Here is a 16,635-nt window from a genome sequence, read left to right as displayed (position 1 = left end):
CTATTGTGCGGCGGGGTAATCCATCGGCGTGCCGGGGCCGAGAGGTAGGCCGACCATCCACCACAGCGCGAAGAACAGGAACCAGCCCACGAGCATTGCGATGGAATAGGGAAGTGCCAGCGACATTAGTGTTCCGATTCCCGCCTTCTTGTAGTAGCGCTGCAGGAAGGTTAGTGCCAGGGCGAAGTAGGGGCTCATCGGGGTGATGATGTTCGATGGGGAATCGCCGATACGGAACAGCATCTGCGTGACCTCGGGGGAGAAGCCTACGTACATGAACATCGGCACAACGATGGGGGCCATCAGCGCCCACTGTGCGGAGCCTGAGGTGATGAAGAGGTTGACTACCGCTACCAGAACCACAAAGGCAGCGAAGAGTAGCAGCGGCGGAAGATCGGCCTTCTGAAGCAGCTCCGCACCCTTAATCGCTGTCCAAGCTCCCAGGTTAGAGGCCTTAAACCAGGCGAGGAACTGGGAAACGGCAAAGAAGAGCACCATCATCGGCAGCAGAGACTTCAGCCCGCGAGCCATGAAGTCTGGAACGTCACTGGCTTTGGTGATGGACTTGATGCCCAGGCCGTAAATCAGGCCGAGGATAAGGAACGAAGCACCGATCGGCACGGCCACTGCAGTGATAAGTGGGCTGGACATTACCTCGCCGCCCTCGCCCTGCAGCGGAGAGAAAGGAACGAAAAGCAAGGCAAAGTAGAGTGCCGTCATCACTGCCGCAGCAAGACCGGTAACGCGCAGCGCACGCGATTCATCGTCGTCAAGCTGCAGTGCCGCAGTGATTTTTTCTTGCGGTACGTTGCCCGCGAGCTCGTCGTCCCCCTCGCGGCCGGTATTAAAGGTGACTTCCGAATAGTCGATCTCGTCGTGGTTTACCAGTTCCTGAACTCGCTTGTTCATGTATAGCTCGGTAAGAACCGTGATGATCAGCGCCAGCACGACGGCGCTAGCGGCCACGAAGAAGTAGTTGGCCAGCGGGGAGACGTCGTACTCCTTATCTACGATGTGTGCTGCCGAGGTGGAAATTCCACCCAGCAGCACGTCGGTGATGTTGAGCACTAGCGAGGAGTTAAAGCCCGCCGAGGATGCTGCAAAGGCAACCATGGCACCGACGATCGGGGAGCGTCCCACCGCGCGGAACGAAACTGCACCGAGAGGAATCAGAATCACATACACCGCGTCGGAGGCCACGGAACCTGTTACACCCGCCAATGCCACCACAAAGGTCAGGGTTTTAGCTCCGACCCGAGAGACAATCGCGCGCACCACTGCGCTGATCAAGCCCGAGTATTCCGCCACGGCAACACCCAGCATGACAGTAATGATGAGGCCGAGCGGTGGGAAGCTGACGTAGTTCTCCACCACGCCTGAGAGGATCTCTTTTAAGCCTTCGGAACTCAATAGGTTCACGATCTCCACGGGTTTGCCATCCTCCGGGTTGGTGGCGGTCAAACCGATTTTGTTAAAGATGAAACTGGAGATGAGAACTAGGCCGCCGAGGATAACGAACAGCCAAAATGGGTCTGGAAGTTTGTTTCCGATTTTCTCGATCGTTCCGAGGAAGCCCCCGGGTTGGTTGTCGTTCTTCGTCGCGGTCTTCTTTTCGCTCATGAGCTCTTTCTATCCTCGCCAAATCGAGGAGGGTCGAGGAGGGTAGGGTACGGGCGCCATTTCTTTGTGACGCCAACTTCAACCGGATTAGGTTGTGACTTTACATTCTGAGGTGCGTCGGGACAGAAGATAGCCGGATTCTGGCTTCAGAAAAGCAGTCACTTGAGTCACTTCAGTCATTTTGGACTATCTTTAGCTCATTAGTTTCGCTACACTGTGTGCTCGTGATCACCTTCGAAAACGTAACCAAGAGTTATAGGTCGTCCGGGCGCCCCGCCTTGGACAACATCACCCTGGACATCGAGAAGGGTGAGTTCGTCTTCCTCATCGGACCGTCGGGCTCCGGCAAGTCGACGTTTCTGCAGTTGATTCTGCGCGAGGAAAAGCTGGATTCCGGGGACCTCCACGTCGCCGGCTATCACGTAAACAAGATCAAGGGTCGCGATGTGCCGAAGCTGCGTCAGCGCATCGGCTATGTCTTCCAAGACTTCCGTCTGCTCCCGAAGAAAACAGTCTTTGACAATGTTGCCTTTGCCCTGGAGGTTATCGGCAAGAAGCGCTCGGAGATCCAGCACCTGGTTCCAGCAGCGCTGAAGACTGTCGGTCTCGACGGAAAGGAAAACCGCTTCCCACACGAGCTGTCGGGTGGTGAGCAGCAGCGCGTGGCGATCGCGCGGGCGTCAGTAAATAAGCCTTTGGTGCTGCTGGCGGACGAGCCGACCGGCAACCTGGACCCCGATACGTCCACAGAGATCATGATGCTGTTGAACCGCATCAACCAGAACGGTACGACCGTGGTGATGTCTACTCACGACGACGTGGCCGTTGATTCCATGCGTAAGCGCGTGATCGAGCTTTCCAAGGGCAAGCTTGTGCGCGATGACGAACTAGGTATGTACGGCGTAGGCCGCTAGACCGGGCCTAGCAAAGCTAGAAGTTAATAAGGGAAACATTTATGAAAACCAACTTTGTGCTCCGCGAGGCGTTTTCGGGCCTACGCCGCAATATGACGATGACCATCGCGATGATCATCACGACCTCCATCGCCCTAGCACTGCTGGCTACCGGCTTTTTGCTCAGTGCGATGACGGAACGGACGAAGGATATTTACTTCGACCGCATCGAGGTTATGGTGCAGCTCGACGACAAAATCTCGAGCTCCGATCCCACATGTACTTCCCCGGAGTGCTCCAGTATTAAGCAGCAGCTGGAGGGTGACGAGGGCGTGAAGTCGGTGACCTTCCGCAATAAGGAACAGTCCTACGAACGCTTTGTGGAACTATTCGGAGAATCCGATCCGCAATTGGTGGAGCAGACCGAGAAAGACGCGCTGCCCGCCGCCTTCCACGTTCGCCTGACGGATCCGGAAAACGATGGCCCCATCGAAGCGCTGCGTGACAACCCGGCAGTGACGAATATCGTGGATCAAGGCGATAACCTGCAGTCTGCGATGCGAAACCTGGACTCCATCCGCAATGCGTCGTTCATCGTTGCTTTTGTGCAGGCCGTGGCTGCCATCTTCCTGATTATGAATATGGTGCAGATCACCGCCTACTCGCGCCGCAGCGAGACCAGCATTATGCGCATGGTCGGCGCTTCGCGCTGGTACACCCAAGCCCCGTTCGTGTTGGAGGCCATGATGGCCGCCCTGATCGGTGCGGTGCTGGCTGTCGCCGGGATGTTCGCAGCTAAGGTGCTGGTAGTGGACCGTGCCCTGAAGGCTGTGTACGACCAACAGTTGGTGGCGCGGGTTACTAACAGTGACCTGTGGTTGGCGGCGCCGTTTGTCGTGCTGGTTGGCGTGGTCGTCGCTGCGGTCACCGCCCAGGTGACCTTGCGCTGGTACGTGAAGAACTAACATTGACGCCTTTTCATTAGGGGAGAACCCGGTGGTAGTGTGTGTCTGTCATGGCAGCAAAAAAGAGCACTCCCACCGATTCGGGGAAATCGAAGGGGAAAAAGGGAAAGACCCCCAAGGGTCAGTTTGTCGTTGCCACTAACCGCAAGGCACGCCACGATTACCACATCATCGATACCTACGAGTGTGGCGTCGTGCTGGTGGGCACTGAAGTAAAGGCTCTGCGGGAGGGTAAGGCTTCTCTTGTGGACGCCTACGCCACCATTGATGAAGGTGAAGTCTGGCTCCGCGGTCTCCATATCCCGGAGTATTCCATGGGACATTGGACAAACCACAGTCCTCGACGTACGCGGAAGCTGCTGCTGCACCGCAGGGAAATCGACTCTTTGATGGGTAAGGTTCGTGACGGTAACAACACCTTGGTTCCGCTGCAGTTGTATTTTGTCTCTGGCAAGTTGAAGGTGGAGCTGGCACTGGCTCGCGGTAAGCAGGAGTATGACAAGCGCCAAGACATCAAGCGACGCACCGAGGAGCGCGAGATAACGCGCGAGATGGGGCGCCGAATCAAGGGGATTAAGGGCTAGGCAGTGCACGTGGAACGTTGGTCTCTTCAACACCCGGAGTTCGGGCTGCTCGAAGTAATTGTTGGGGAACCACCGGCCTTGCGTCGCATCGATCCTGACTTTCCTAAAAGCAAGAAAGGAAAATCCGCGGAAGAAACGGCGGAAAAGACAGCGGACGATGAAGTCGTGGAGGTGGACGAGGGGGCGTCCACAAGTAAAGACAGCGACCAGAGCAGCAATAAACTGGTGCAGAAATTCGCCAAGCTGGAAGAAGACCTAGATAAGAATCTAGAACTGCTGGTGCGCCGTGATGGGGTGACGATCGGACGCTTTAAGAACCTGGCTAACCAGAAACTTGACCTGGGAAAGACCGACACGACCTTAGAACCCGGGGAATACGGCGGGGAGGTGACGCTTGCGGCGCCGTACCTGGGGTGGACCTCGAATTTTCTAGATATTTGGATGCTCGAGGTAAAGGTCAAGGATGAAGAAGGGGTAGTGCACCTCGACCCGCCAGAGGGGTCGCGGGCGGCGCAGCGTTGGGCAGCGATGGAGGAATCACCGTTCAAACGCTGGTTCTATCCGCTGATTACTGGCCTAGGGAAGGGTAGCTGGGCGCTGGCCGTCATCGTGCTAGGCCCTCTGGCTTCCAAGCTGATTGCATGGTTACTTAGCTTTCTACCCGACTGGGATATCAATATTCCCTGGCCGGACATCAACCTGCCATCGATCCCGTGGCCGGACATTAATCTTCCTTCCATTCCCTGGCCGGATTGGCATTTACCGGACTGGCACCTACCCGAATGGATGGAGCCGATTCTGCGCGTGATCGGATTTATGGCCGATTACAGCAAGGTATGGGTACCGATCGTCATCGGCATCGCAGTGGGACTCATGGCAGTGAAGAACAATAGGAAGTCCAAGGAGCGTAAGGCGAAGTGGGACGAGACTGGGCTCGACTCCGCGCAGGACGCTGATCCGGAAAACGAGGCTGAAAAGTAGGGTTCTTGAACTGCCGCGGTGCAGGGGTGTAAGGTTAAATTTCCTGTTGTACAAGCGTTTCCGCAGCAGGGATCATGGGGTCGACTTGGTTTCGACTTTGTGCATTGAGCCAGGGGAAGCGTGCCGGTGAAGGCAGACGACCACCGATTTTAAGCGTCGCTGCGAATTTATAAGCGCCGAGAACACTCAGCGCGACTACGCCCTCGCTGCCTAATTACAGCGACCGCGTGTCTGTCAGCCCGGGGATGTCCCTGACCCGGTAGCTGGCATCGACTTAAGGGACTTGCCGCTCGGCTTTGTTGCTTGGGCCGTGCGGGACACCTTTCGAGCAACTGGGCCCATCATCCAGGCTGGTTCGCGAGTGCTGGAGGGTCGAGCAGAGGTCATGAGCGAACTGCGCACGGAGAAGCCCTGGCGAGGTCGCAAAGGACCCGGGTTCAATTCCCGGCGGCTCCACCAACGTTGAACCCCAGTTCTAAGATGAGCTGGGGTTTTGTCGTATTTGTGCAGAGGTGCGTACGCGGTTGCCGCCTCCGCAGATCTGCTAGTCAGTTAGACTTGCCAGCATGAAAGCGCCCGAAAGACTATCGCCCTCCGATTGGCGCTTTGCCGGAACCTTCCGCCCTTATCAGCAGCGCATCCTCGATCGCTTCAACGATTTGAAGCAGACTCACCGCATTCACATCGTCGCTGCGCCCGGTTCAGGAAAAACGATCCTCGGGCTGGAACTAGTGTGTCGACTCGACCAGCCTGCATTGATATTGGCTCCGACCATCACCATCCGAGATCAGTGGATCGATCGTTTCGAAACGCATTTTCGCAGCGATAGCGCGTCCGATCCGCGGAAATACTGCTCTACATCGCTGCACGATCCGGCCTTCTTAACAGTCATCACGTACCAGGCACTGTACTCTGCCTACACCCAGGCGCTCGATGAGGAAACCGGTGAAGATTTCGCCGACCTCGATATCCTCGATGCGGTTCGCAACATAGGTACGGTATGCCTCGACGAAGCACACCACCTGCGCTCCCAATGGCATCGCGCCCTAACTGCCTTCATGGATCAGCTCGGTCGCCACACGTCAGCTCTCAATACAATCGCGCTAACGGCCACGCCGCCATATGATTCCACGCCCGCAGAATGGCAGCGCTACGAACAATTATGTGGCCCGATTGACGAAGAGATCTTCGCTCCGGAACTCGTAGCTGCCGGCAACCTGTGTCCCCACCAGGACTACATCTATATAACGAAGCCCAGCGAGGCGGAAAGGCAGGAAATTGCCGCCCTTCGTAGGCGCGGGAACGAAATCTTAGAAAACCTGCAGCAACAAGGAGTGCTGGCACAGCTAGCGAACGACCTCAATCGGCTAAATGATGAGCAACTGCAGGTAGGCCTGGATGACGAGGACAATTTCTATGCCCTCAAATCCCTGTTGACCGCTACAGGATATCCCATTGCGCCGCATATTGAGGCGATACTCTGCGAAAAACGCTCGGACCTACCCACCGAACTTGGGCTGCAGTTCGTTATTGACCACCCCGATTTCTTTAGTGCCAGCCCGGTGGTGGCCTCTGCATTGCGCGCCAACAACCTCCTCAATAAGGAAAAGATCTCCATTGCTGCGGAGAAAAAGGTCAACCGGATACTGACCCACTCCGCGGGCAAGATCCGTGCAGTTGGCGACATTGCCGAAAAGGAAGTCGCCGCGATGTCCGACTCACTGCGCATGGTGGTTCTAGCGGATTACGTCCAGCGGGATTACCTGTCTGGTGTAGGCAGTGATGATGCCCTCGTCCACGTGGGCGTCATCCCCATCTTCGAAGCCGTGCGACGGCGAGTAGGCAGCAGCACAAAAATAGCCGCGATCAGCGGCTCGGTTATCATCATCCCGCGCACAGCGCTGGAGCAAGTGGAATCTTTCGCCGCGGAACTTGATGGCGAGGTTACGGTCGCCAAGGACCTCACCGACGAGTACGTGGAGGTGCGCTTCACCGGCGGGACGCGGGTGTCGGTGCCCGTGATAACCCACGTGTTTAGGGAAGGACTTTTCACAATTCTGGTGGGGACCGCCGCGCTACTGGGGGAGGGATGGGATTCGCCATGCGCCAACGCACTGATTATTGCTAGCTCCGTGCGAGCATTTATGTTGACCAACCAGATGCGTGGCCGGGTAATTAGAGTCGACCCGGACGCGCCGGAGAAAACCGCAAACATTTGGCACATCGCTACGTGCGAACCGGACAACCGGTCAAGCCTCAGAAAGGCCCTGGATAGCGGGGCACAGACCCTCAATATCGGGGCAGGGGAAGCAGCCGAAGTGCTGGGATCCCACGACGTGCGTTCGTTGCAACAACGTTTCGAAGCCTTTGTCGCGCCGCGCGCTGACGCGCCAGTCATTGAGAATGGCTTCGAACGCTGCTTCGCGGAACCGCCGTTCCAGGCCTACCGCCGAATCGACGATGCCAACCAGGAAATGCTGGCTCGAGCCTTCCGCCGAGACACAATGCGAGACCAGTGGTTGGAAGCGCTGGGTCTGGGCAATGTACCGGATGGGCAGCCCTATGAGATGCAGTTCCGCATGAATATCGAAAAGCCAGCAACGGCCACAGTGGTGCCCTACCTAGACGTGATTATCGCCTATATCTGCTTCTTGGCGGTCATGTTCGTGTTAGCTCTAAGCCGAAGCATGCCACTACTTCCAGCAGAAGGGCAGTGGCTGGGTTTCGGAGTGCTGGGACTGCTCGGCGGTGTAGCGTCACTGCTGCGTACCCGGAGGGTTCGCCAATTGACCGACGCTACACGGCGGATAAAGGCCGAGGCCACGGCGCTGGCACGCACCCTGAGTGCTTTAGGGATCATCAAGACCCGCAACCTCATGGCGGTTGTTGACGAAGGTCCTATGGGGCTGAATGTGCGCCTTTCCGGCGGAACATTCGCCGAAAGGAAGCTCTTTGCGGACGCCATGGCTCAGCTCTCCGGGGAGATCCGCAACGCGCGCTATCTGATTGCACCCGCGCACCAGGTGCGTATTCGCGGCATTTTCTGCGCGCAATCGGTGCCCGACGTGATTGGCACGCGTCGGGAGAACGTTGATGAATTCATCGCACAGCTAGACCACGTGAACTTGCCGATGCGTGCGGTGTATACCCGCAACTCAGAAGGGCGGGCGTTCCTTTTGCGAGCGCGCAAGCTCAGTGGCACAAATATTGCGGCTCGCCTGACGAATCAAACACGGCGCTACGACCGGCAGCTGCCGGCAACTGCACTGTTGCAAAACTGACAAGGGCACCCGCACTAACGTAGGGATTACTAATCATCTGACTGTGCATATTATTCTTTGATACATGAACGCAGTCCTTGTCGCCGTCGTAGTCATGCTGATCCTCGCACTGCTTAGGGTGCATGTAGTTCTGGCACTATTCATCGGCGCCATCATCGGCGGCCTGCTGAGCGGCATGGGCTTGGACGCCACAATGGTGGCCTTCCAAGACGGCCTTTCCGGGGGCGCGAAAATTGCGCTTAGCTATGCCCTTCTCGGTGCCTTCGCGATGGCTGTAGCCAGCGCAGGGCTGCCCAAGCTGCTGGCAGACTCACTGCTGGGGAGACTCGGCGTCACTAACAAAGAAACAAAGAACCGCGCCGCAGCCCTAACGAAATGGCTCATGCTGGCCGGCATCCTTGCGATGGCGGTGATGAGTCAGAACCTCATCCCGGTACACATTGCGTTTATTCCGTTGATTATCCCGCCACTGCTAAGCGTCTTTAACAAGCTGCAGCTGGATCGTCGCCTGGTCACCTGTATCCTCACGTTCGGCCTGATCACCACCTACATGTGGATCCCGCTGGGCTTTGGCTCGATCTTCTTGAACGACATTCTGCTGGGCAATATCAATAGCGCCGGCATGAGCACGGACGGCATCAACGTGATGCAAGCAATGGCCATCCCCGCTTTGGGTATGTTCTGCGGCTTGTTGATCGCAGTGTTCATTACCTACCGCACACCGCGCGAATACAAAGAGCGCCCGATCACGGACACGGAGACCACATCCGACGGGGAGATTTCCCGCTACAAAATCATTGTCTCCATCGTCGCAATCATCGCCACCTTCGCTGTACAGGTTGTGATGCAGACGATGGACATGGAGGCCGATTCGCTGCTGATCGGTGCCCTGGTTGGCCTGACGATTTTCATGGGCACGGGTGCTGTCGATTGGAAGAAAGCTGATGACGTTTTCACGGCCGGTATGCGCATGATGGCACTGATCGGCTTCATCATGATCACCGCTCAAGGCTTCGCCGCTGTCATGCAGGCCACCGGCGAGGTCGAAAGCCTGGTTAACACCTCCGCTGATCTTTTCGCAGGCAACAAGGCCGCTGCCGCGTTGGTGATGCTGCTGGTCGGCCTGGTCGTCACCATGGGCATCGGTTCGAGTTTCTCGACGTTGCCGATTATCGCGACGATTTACGTTCCGCTGTGTGCGTCGATGGGCTTCTCGCCGGTCGCGACTGTGGCGATTGTGGGTACTGCAGGTGCTCTTGGTGACGCCGGCTCCCCAGCTTCTGACTCGACTCTAGGCCCCACGTCGGGACTTAACGCAGATGGCCAGCACGACCACATCCGGGATTCCGTAATTCCGACATTCCTGCACTTTAATATTCCGCTGCTGATCGCCGGCTGGTTTGCCGCGATGGTTCTTTAGCCAGCAACACCAGTGGAGTCCGCTAGTAGCGGATCACTAGGTTGCGCGCGTCCGTCGGTCCGAGCAGAATCTCCGGCGCCAGGCCGAAATTCGTCCAACGGGTACGGCTGGCCCAATCCAAAGCCTCTTCGCTCATGTTGTGGCGGAAGTTCACCGCAATGCCATCGGAGTAAAAGCGCAACTGGGTAGCGCCGGTCGGCCAGTTCTTCGCTGCCGGGGTTTCCAAGAAAACAGCGTGGGTATCTACGTCCGGCTTATCGCGGTGCGCGCGGTGGGTGTGGCCCGCCAAAACCAACTTGACGCCGGGAGCTGCCTGAATCATCTTCTGCAAGCGCATGAGATCCGGGTCGCGGAGGATAAACGCTGGACCCGCGACATTCGACCAACCAGCCTCGCGTGTCATGGGGTGGTGCAGCATCAACACGGTCGGCTTGTTTGGGTCGCGGCGCAAGAAGCCCTCAATCTGGCGGAACTGCTGTGGCTCGATCCGACCACCGGATTTATCCAATTCCGTAGAGTCAATGCCGATCACGCGCACGCCTGCGGGCTCCAAGTCCATCATCCATGCTTGCTGGCGGGGCTCGAAGACATCACCAAAGGGGTCGAAGTGCTCCTTGCCGTAGGGACTAGCGGTTTCGTAACCAGAGGAACCGTCGGCCTTGTGTGGGCGGTCATGGTTGCCACGGGTCACGCGCCACGTTCCGGAGAACCTATCCAACATCTCCTTAGCACGGCGAACCTCTGCTGGGCGAGCCTCACTGGTCACGTCACCATTGACGAAAAGGTGGGTGGCGCCACAGCTCTCTGCGGTATCGATAACCGCATCCAGGCATACCTCTGGGTAGGGAGCCGACTGTGGGTTTGGCACGGCCGGTGGAGGGAAACCATCGAACCACAGGCCGTCCTGCGCTTCGCCCATATGCACATCGTTGGCCACCACTACAGTCTGCAAAAGCTCACCGGAGAGGCGCGGCAGGGTAGTGAACTCCCGTTTGTGCTCCTGGAAGTAATTGTGGGTGGCATTTGCCTCGACACCGTGGGAGGAAGCACTGAAACGGTAGGTAGTCTCCGGCTGCAACCCCTCGACCGTCAAGATGTGGAAGAAGGCATTCTTTTCGGAGCGGACGATCTTCGTATCTTGCGGATTATCCTCCGGCCATACGCGCAGTGTGCCCTCAGTGGGCATGCCCACTGGACGCTCGGCGATGCTGACCTTCGCATCCCACGTCAGCCAGCTAATAGTGACGGAATCCTCCGTAACAGTTACCACCTGCAGATCGCCGGCCAGGAACGTCCCGTTCGGACTGCTTCCCCTGCGCCCCATCACCCAACCGGTCTCAGAGCTACCGATATTGCTCGGGGTATAGCTGGCCGAGCCCGCCAGCCCCGGGGTGCTCGCGGAGCCCAGCGCAGAGCTACCAGTGAGCCCGCTACCTGCCAGGGTGGAACCGCCTGCCCCCGTAGCCGGTTGTGCGCCCGCCTTTGCAAGCGGCCCCACCACGAAAGCTGCGGAACCGGCGCTGAAGCCAAGCGCTTTGAAGAATCGGCGTCGAGAAAAAGAACCTTTATTGCCCATAAGCGCACAGGGTAAAAGTCGTGCGTGACAAACAACCGGCCTTTAGGCAGCGGGAAGGGAAAGGCCTAGCGAATACTGGGTTAACTGCGAGGGATGGAAAGTAGCTAGTTGATTTTTTGCTCGTGGCCCGCCCAGGCCTCCTCACGCAGCTCATTCTTGCGCACCTTGCCAGTGGAGGTGCGGGGAAGCTCGTCCAGAATCCGTACATCACGTGGCACCTTATAGCCCGCGATGTGGGCACGGCAGTGGGCGCTCACGGCCTCTTCCACCGCGGACTGATCCGTACCATGAGCCTCCGGGCGCAGCACCACATACGCGCGTGGGCGCTCGCCCCACTTTTCATCCGGCACGCCGATCACAGCGCAGTCGGAGACATCCGGATAGCTAATAACGGCCTGCTCAACCTCGATGGTGGAGATGTTCTCGCCGCCGGAAACCACCACGTCCTTCGCACGGTCCATCAGCTGGATATAGCCATTGGGGTGCATCACGCCCAGGTCGCCGGTGTGGAACCAACCGCCACGGAAGGCATGTGCAGTGGCCTCTTCGTTGTTGAAGTACCCGGCCATGATGCCGTTACCGGTCAGCACAATCTCACCCAACGTCGCACCGTCGGCGGGTACGTCGATAAGTGCCTCGTCCTGGCCTTCCGTCGGCTCGATCACGCGCACATCCTCGTTGGTAATGGACGCCACACCCTGGCGCGCCTTCAGCACCGCGCGACGGCGAACCGTCATGTCCTCCCACTCGGGTTGTGCCTCGCAGACGGTAAACGGGCCGTAACTTTCGGTCAGACCGTAGACGTGCGTGACTTCCACGCCGATGTTCTCGCAGCGGGTGATGGTCGTCGGGCTCGGAGGTGCGCCTGCTGTGGTCACGCGCAGGTTTGTTACCCGGCGCTTGTTTTCGTCGTCTACCAGGGTGTTTAGTACAGCCGGTGCGCCACACATAGCGGTCACGCCCTCGGTACGGATGAGTTCCCACATCTCCGGGCCACGAACCGCGCGCAGCGCCACTTGGGTTGCACTGACGGCCATAGCTGCCCAGCCCGTGCACCAGCCGGAACAGTGGAACATCGGCAGGGTCCACAGATACACCGTGTCGTGGCTGAAGTGCTGCGTGTGCGCCTGCCCTAGCGCGTTCAGGTATGCGCCGCGGTGGGTGTAGATCACGCCCTTCGGCTTGCCGGTTGTGCCGGAGGTGTAGTTAATTGCGATGGTTTCGTTCTCGTCACGCACGCGGTAGGGAAGAGGCTCTTCATCGCGATGCTCGGCCAGGTACTCACTAAAGGTCGTTACTAGTGACGCCCCTTCGGGGTCAGTAGCTGGGCTATCAACCTGGGGCTCCACGCCTTCCTTATTGGCGATGTACACCGCGCGGCGGAGTTTCCTTTCTCCGGAAGCGAGGATGGGGTCGATAAAATCCTTTTCTCCAATGAGTACGTCGATGGAGGCGTGATCGAGAATGTAGTTGACTTCCGCCGGAGCCAGACGGGTATTGATCGGTACGGTCACTGCACAGGCCAGCGGCACGGCGAACTGTGCCAGCAGAGCCTCGTAGCTATTGGCGGCGAGAATGCCTACACGATCGCCTTCGGCCACGTGGTCGGCGATCAGTGCGTGAGCAAAGGCTTGCGTATCTTGGTTGAACTCCGCAAAGGTGATTCGGCGTGGCCCGTCGATCGCGGCTACCTTGTCCGGGTGAACCTGGGCAGAACGCTGCAAGAAGCGCAGGGGAGTAAGTGGTGCGTTAAGGCCGTGTTGCGATGCGAAAGTCATGCCCGAGACTGTAATTTAGATCACTCCCGCGCGAGGCGAAATCATTAAAACAGATGGACTTAGAACTGCCTGCAGGTGCCCTCATTAAAGCGCGCTGCGCCAGGGGTTCTTGGTATCGATGAGGAACTTCTCGACATCCGCCGGGCGTGCCCGCAGGGTGGGGTCGAAGGCCAAGTACGCCTTGGTTTCTCGGGCGATAAGGCCGGAGAGGATCAGCAGACCCACCAGGTTCGGTAGTGCCATCAGGCCATTGGCAATATCTGCGAAAGTCCATGCCAATCCGATCTCTGTGGTCGCGCCAACAAAGACCACACAGGTAAACAGCATGCGATAGGGCAGGGAAGCCCAGGGGCCAAAGGCCCGCTCTGCGTTGCGCTCGCCATAGTAGGACCACCCCAGGATGGTGGAGAAAGCGAAGAAGACGATGGAGAGGGAGACGATAGTGCCGCCCCACTCCGAGCCGATGCCCTTGCTGAACGCCTGAGCTGTCATGTTGGCCGCATTGTCCTCACCGGTATCCCACACACCGGTGGTGATGATCACCAGGCCGGTCATCGTCACCACAATGATCGTGTCGATAAAGGTCTGAGTCATAGACACCAGGCCTTGACGCACGGGGTGGGTGGTCTTTGCCGCTGCAGCGGCAATTGCAGCCGACCCCATGCCCGACTCATTGGAGAAAATGCCACGAGCCACACCCATTTGCATAGCCAGCATGATCCCCGAGCCTAGGAATCCACCGGTTGCAGAGGTTCCCGTAAAGGCGTCACTAAAAATAAGTCCGAAAGACGCCGGGATGTCATTGGCGTGCAGCGTCAGCACCACAAGTCCACCGCCGATATAAATAAGGATCATGAGTGGCACGAACGCCGAGGTGACCTTACCGATCGAGCCAATGCCGCCCAACAGCACCGCACCCACGAGCACGAACATCACCGCGCCGGTGACCGTGGGGCTGACATTAAAGGTATCTTCCAAACCAGCGGCAACTGCATTGCCCTGTGTTAGGTTGCCGATGCCAAAGGAGGCGATGATTGCCGCGATGGTGAAGAACCACGCGAGGAATTTTCCGAGTCCGCCGGGAATACCTAGCGACAGGTAGCGCTGCGGGCCGCCGGATACGTTGCCCTTTGAATCGGCAACGCGGAAACGCACACCCAGGAATGCCTCCGAATACTTCGAAGCCATGCCCACCAGGCCAGTAACCCACATCCAGAACAGTGCGCCGGGACCACCGACAGAAATTGCAGTGGCCACACCCACAATGTTGCCCACTCCCACGGTCGCAGCCAGGGCAGTGGTGAGCGCCTGGTACTGGGTGATGTCGCCCTCGCCGCCCTCGTCATCGCGGTCGATCAGGCCGTGCCGCAGCGCTACCCACAGTTTGCGGAATTGCACACCACGCAGGCGGAACGTGAGCCAAAGTCCGGTGAGAAGCAGCAGTGGGATGAGTAGCCACTGGCTCCACACAAACTTGTCGATCGAATCCAGAACGTTCTGGAGGTTCTCCGCGAATGAAACGTCTTGCATGAACTACAGACAGTACGCCGGTAGCGGGGAGAGATGAAACGGTTTCCAAAAATTCCTCGATAGGTTCCGCTTTGCGGTTACCCGTTGTTAAAGAGTTATTAAGGGGGGCGTCTTTCGGGTGCAAGAGCGCTGAAAAACGGTGCAGAATCGGGCACCATAAATATTGAGCACAAAAATTTGCTTTAAGGCACCACTGCTTCAGGCACCGACCGAAGGATTAAAAATGCACCCACGCGCTGGCCAGCCCGCCACTCCCGAAGACCTCACCGATATCCCGGCCCTGCTCGAGGCCTACTCCGCTACGGTTCCAAACTTGGCCGATCCGGGCCAGCGCGTCAGCTTCGGCACGTCCGGTCATCGCGGTAGCGCCTTCGATGGAGCCTTTAACGAGGCACACATCCTGGCAACCACCCAGGCCATCGTCGATTACCGCCGCGAGCAGGGAATCAACGGTCCAATTTTTATTGGCCGTGACCCGCACGCTCTTTCTGAACCGGCCGAGGCTACCGCGCTGGAGGTCCTGGCTGGTAACCGCGTGACGGTCAAGGTGGATCAGGAACGCGGCTTTGTGCCCACCCCGTCTGTCAGCTTCGCGATCCTGGAGTACAACAAGCAGCTGCCCGGTGGGCCGGAAGGCAACGACGCTGGCCGCGCCGACGGTATTGTCGTGACTCCCTCTCACAACCCGCCACGTGACGGCGGCTTCAAGTACAACCCGCCGACCGGTGGGCCTGCGGATACCGACGCCACCAGCTGGATTGCCCGCCGTGCCAACGAATACCTGGACGCAAACCTCGCTGGCGTACTGCGTTCCACTTCCACCGAACTAGTGGAGAGCCACAACTACCTGGGCAACTATGTTGCCGCTCTGCCGGAGGTTATCGACATCGAGGCTATCCGCAACGCAGGCGTGCGCATCGGCGCCGATCCCATGGGTGGTGCCTCCGTGGCGTATTGGGAGCGTATCGCTGATGTGCACGGCCTCGATCTCACGGTCGTCAACCCCACCATCGATCCCGCCTTCGGTTTCATGACCTTGGACTCTGACGGCAAGATCCGCATGGATTGCTCTTCGCCGTCCGCGATGGCCTCGCTGGTCGATTCTGTCGCAGGCGCCGGCGGGGCTTCCTATGACATCGCTACTGGTAATGACGCCGACTCCGACCGCCACGGAATCGTCACCCCAGACGCAGGCCTGATGAACCCAAATCACTACCTTGCCGTGGCCATCGAATACCTCTTTAGTCACCGTGAGAACTGGCCGCAAGAGGCCGCCGTGGGCAAGACCCTGGTGAGCTCCTCGATGATTGACCGCGTTGTGGCTCGTATGGGACGCAACCTGATGGAGGTTCCGGTCGGGTTCAAGTGGTTCGTGCCGGGGCTGGTCAATGGATCCGTGGGCTTTGGCGGAGAAGAATCCGCCGGTGCTTCCTTTCTACGTCGCAACGGGCAGGTCTGGTCCACTGATAAGGACGGCATCATCGCTGACCTGTTGGCGTCCGAAATTAAGGCAACGACCGGCAAGAGCCCTTCAGAGCGTTATCGGGAGCTGGCCGAGGAACTAGGCGCGCCGCAGTACAAGCGCATCGATGCCCCGGCCAACCGCGAGCAGAAGGAGCGTCTGAAGAAGCTCAGCGCCAACGACGTAGAAGCAACCGAATTGGCGGGGGAGAAGATCGAGTCGATCTTGACGGAGGCTCCAGGCAACGGCGCGGCTATTGGGGGAGTGAAGGTGACCACCGAAAACGCTTGGTTTGCCGCCCGCCCAAGCGGTACGGAGGACAAGTACAAGATTTATGCTGAGTCCTTTAACGGTGCCGACCACCTGGAGAAGGTGCTGGAGGAGGCGCAGGTTGTCGTGGATGGCGTGCTGGGCTAGACCCACAACATTGGGGCGGCCTCTTCTCTGGGGCAATCGCTGCAGGTTTGCGTAAAATCACGGGGTCGATTCAGTGTTTTGCCAGACTCTTGCGATACCCTCATGCGCAGTAGACACGTCACCATTTC

General features: G+C 58.3%; 11 protein-coding genes and 1 other RNA gene. 8 read left to right on the top strand and 4 right to left on the bottom strand.

Annotated elements, in window-relative coordinates:
• Window positions 1-1,620: an AbgT family transporter gene (locus tag ACUY2T_RS02615; protein ID WP_293791922.1), complete on the bottom strand. Its 1,620-nt coding sequence runs from the start codon at window positions 1,618-1,620 to the stop codon at window positions 1-3.
• Window positions 1,621-1,844: 224 nt separating this feature from the next.
• On the opposite strand from ACUY2T_RS02615, the gene ftsE reads away from it, so the two are divergent.
• The 7 genes from ftsE (at window position 1,845) to ACUY2T_RS02580 (ending at window position 9,744) form a co-directional block, all read left to right on the top strand.
• Window positions 1,845-2,534 carry a cell division ATP-binding protein FtsE gene (gene ftsE / locus ACUY2T_RS02610; RefSeq protein WP_034975322.1) on the top strand — a complete coding sequence of 230 codons (690 nt, stop codon included), beginning with the start codon at window positions 1,845-1,847 and terminating at the stop codon, window positions 2,532-2,534.
• Window positions 2,535-2,575: 41 nt separating this feature from the next.
• The gene (ftsX, locus tag ACUY2T_RS02605) at window positions 2,576-3,478 is read left to right on the top strand and encodes a permease-like cell division protein FtsX (protein WP_034975291.1); all 903 of its coding nucleotides are present in this window, start codon (window positions 2,576-2,578) and stop codon (window positions 3,476-3,478) included.
• 50 nt (window positions 3,479-3,528) lie between these two features.
• Window positions 3,529-4,062, top strand: coding sequence for an SsrA-binding protein SmpB (gene smpB / locus ACUY2T_RS02600; RefSeq protein ID WP_034975289.1), 534 nt, complete (start codon window positions 3,529-3,531; stop codon window positions 4,060-4,062).
• Window positions 4,063-4,071: 9 nt separating this feature from the next.
• Complete coding sequence (locus ACUY2T_RS02595) at window positions 4,072-5,043, top strand: hypothetical protein (RefSeq protein ID WP_448307451.1); 972 nt, start codon at window positions 4,072-4,074, stop codon at window positions 5,041-5,043.
• A gap of 76 nt (window positions 5,044-5,119) precedes the next feature.
• Window positions 5,120-5,502: a transfer-messenger RNA gene (gene ssrA / locus ACUY2T_RS02590) on the top strand.
• Between the two features lie 107 nt (window positions 5,503-5,609).
• The gene (locus tag ACUY2T_RS02585) at window positions 5,610-8,324 is read left to right on the top strand and encodes a DEAD/DEAH box helicase family protein (protein ID WP_448307449.1); all 2,715 of its coding nucleotides are present in this window, start codon (window positions 5,610-5,612) and stop codon (window positions 8,322-8,324) included.
• 64 nt (window positions 8,325-8,388) lie between these two features.
• Window positions 8,389-9,744, top strand: coding sequence for a Na+/H+ antiporter family protein (locus tag ACUY2T_RS02580; RefSeq protein ID WP_448307447.1), 1,356 nt, complete (start codon window positions 8,389-8,391; stop codon window positions 9,742-9,744).
• A gap of 22 nt (window positions 9,745-9,766) precedes the next feature.
• Here the strand turns inward: ACUY2T_RS02580 and ACUY2T_RS02575 are convergent, their stop codons facing one another.
• The 3 genes from ACUY2T_RS02575 to ACUY2T_RS02565 all read right to left on the bottom strand — a co-directional run bounded on the left by ACUY2T_RS02575 (window position 9,767) and on the right by ACUY2T_RS02565 (window position 14,628).
• The gene (locus ACUY2T_RS02575; protein WP_448307445.1) at window positions 9,767-11,320 is read right to left on the bottom strand and encodes a metallophosphoesterase; all 1,554 of its coding nucleotides are present in this window, start codon (window positions 11,318-11,320) and stop codon (window positions 9,767-9,769) included.
• 104 nt (window positions 11,321-11,424) lie between these two features.
• Window positions 11,425-13,098: an AMP-binding protein gene (locus ACUY2T_RS02570; protein ID WP_448307443.1), complete on the bottom strand. Its 1,674-nt coding sequence runs from the start codon at window positions 13,096-13,098 to the stop codon at window positions 11,425-11,427.
• A gap of 84 nt (window positions 13,099-13,182) precedes the next feature.
• On the bottom strand, window positions 13,183-14,628 hold the full coding sequence (locus tag ACUY2T_RS02565) for an alanine/glycine:cation symporter family protein (protein WP_408924708.1): 1,446 nt from the start codon (window positions 14,626-14,628) through the stop codon (window positions 13,183-13,185).
• A 223-nt stretch (window positions 14,629-14,851) separates the two neighbouring features.
• On the opposite strand from ACUY2T_RS02565, the gene pgm reads away from it, so the two are divergent.
• A complete protein-coding gene (pgm, locus tag ACUY2T_RS02560; protein ID WP_408924707.1) occupies window positions 14,852-16,507 on the top strand; it encodes a phosphoglucomutase (alpha-D-glucose-1,6-bisphosphate-dependent) in 1,656 nt (551 codons plus the stop codon).
• The last annotated feature ends 128 nt before the right edge of the window (window positions 16,508-16,635 follow it).

The sequence above is a fragment of the Corynebacterium sp. 22-2729 genome, assembly GCF_053479475.1.
This window is presented reverse-complemented; position numbering and strand designations above follow the sequence as displayed.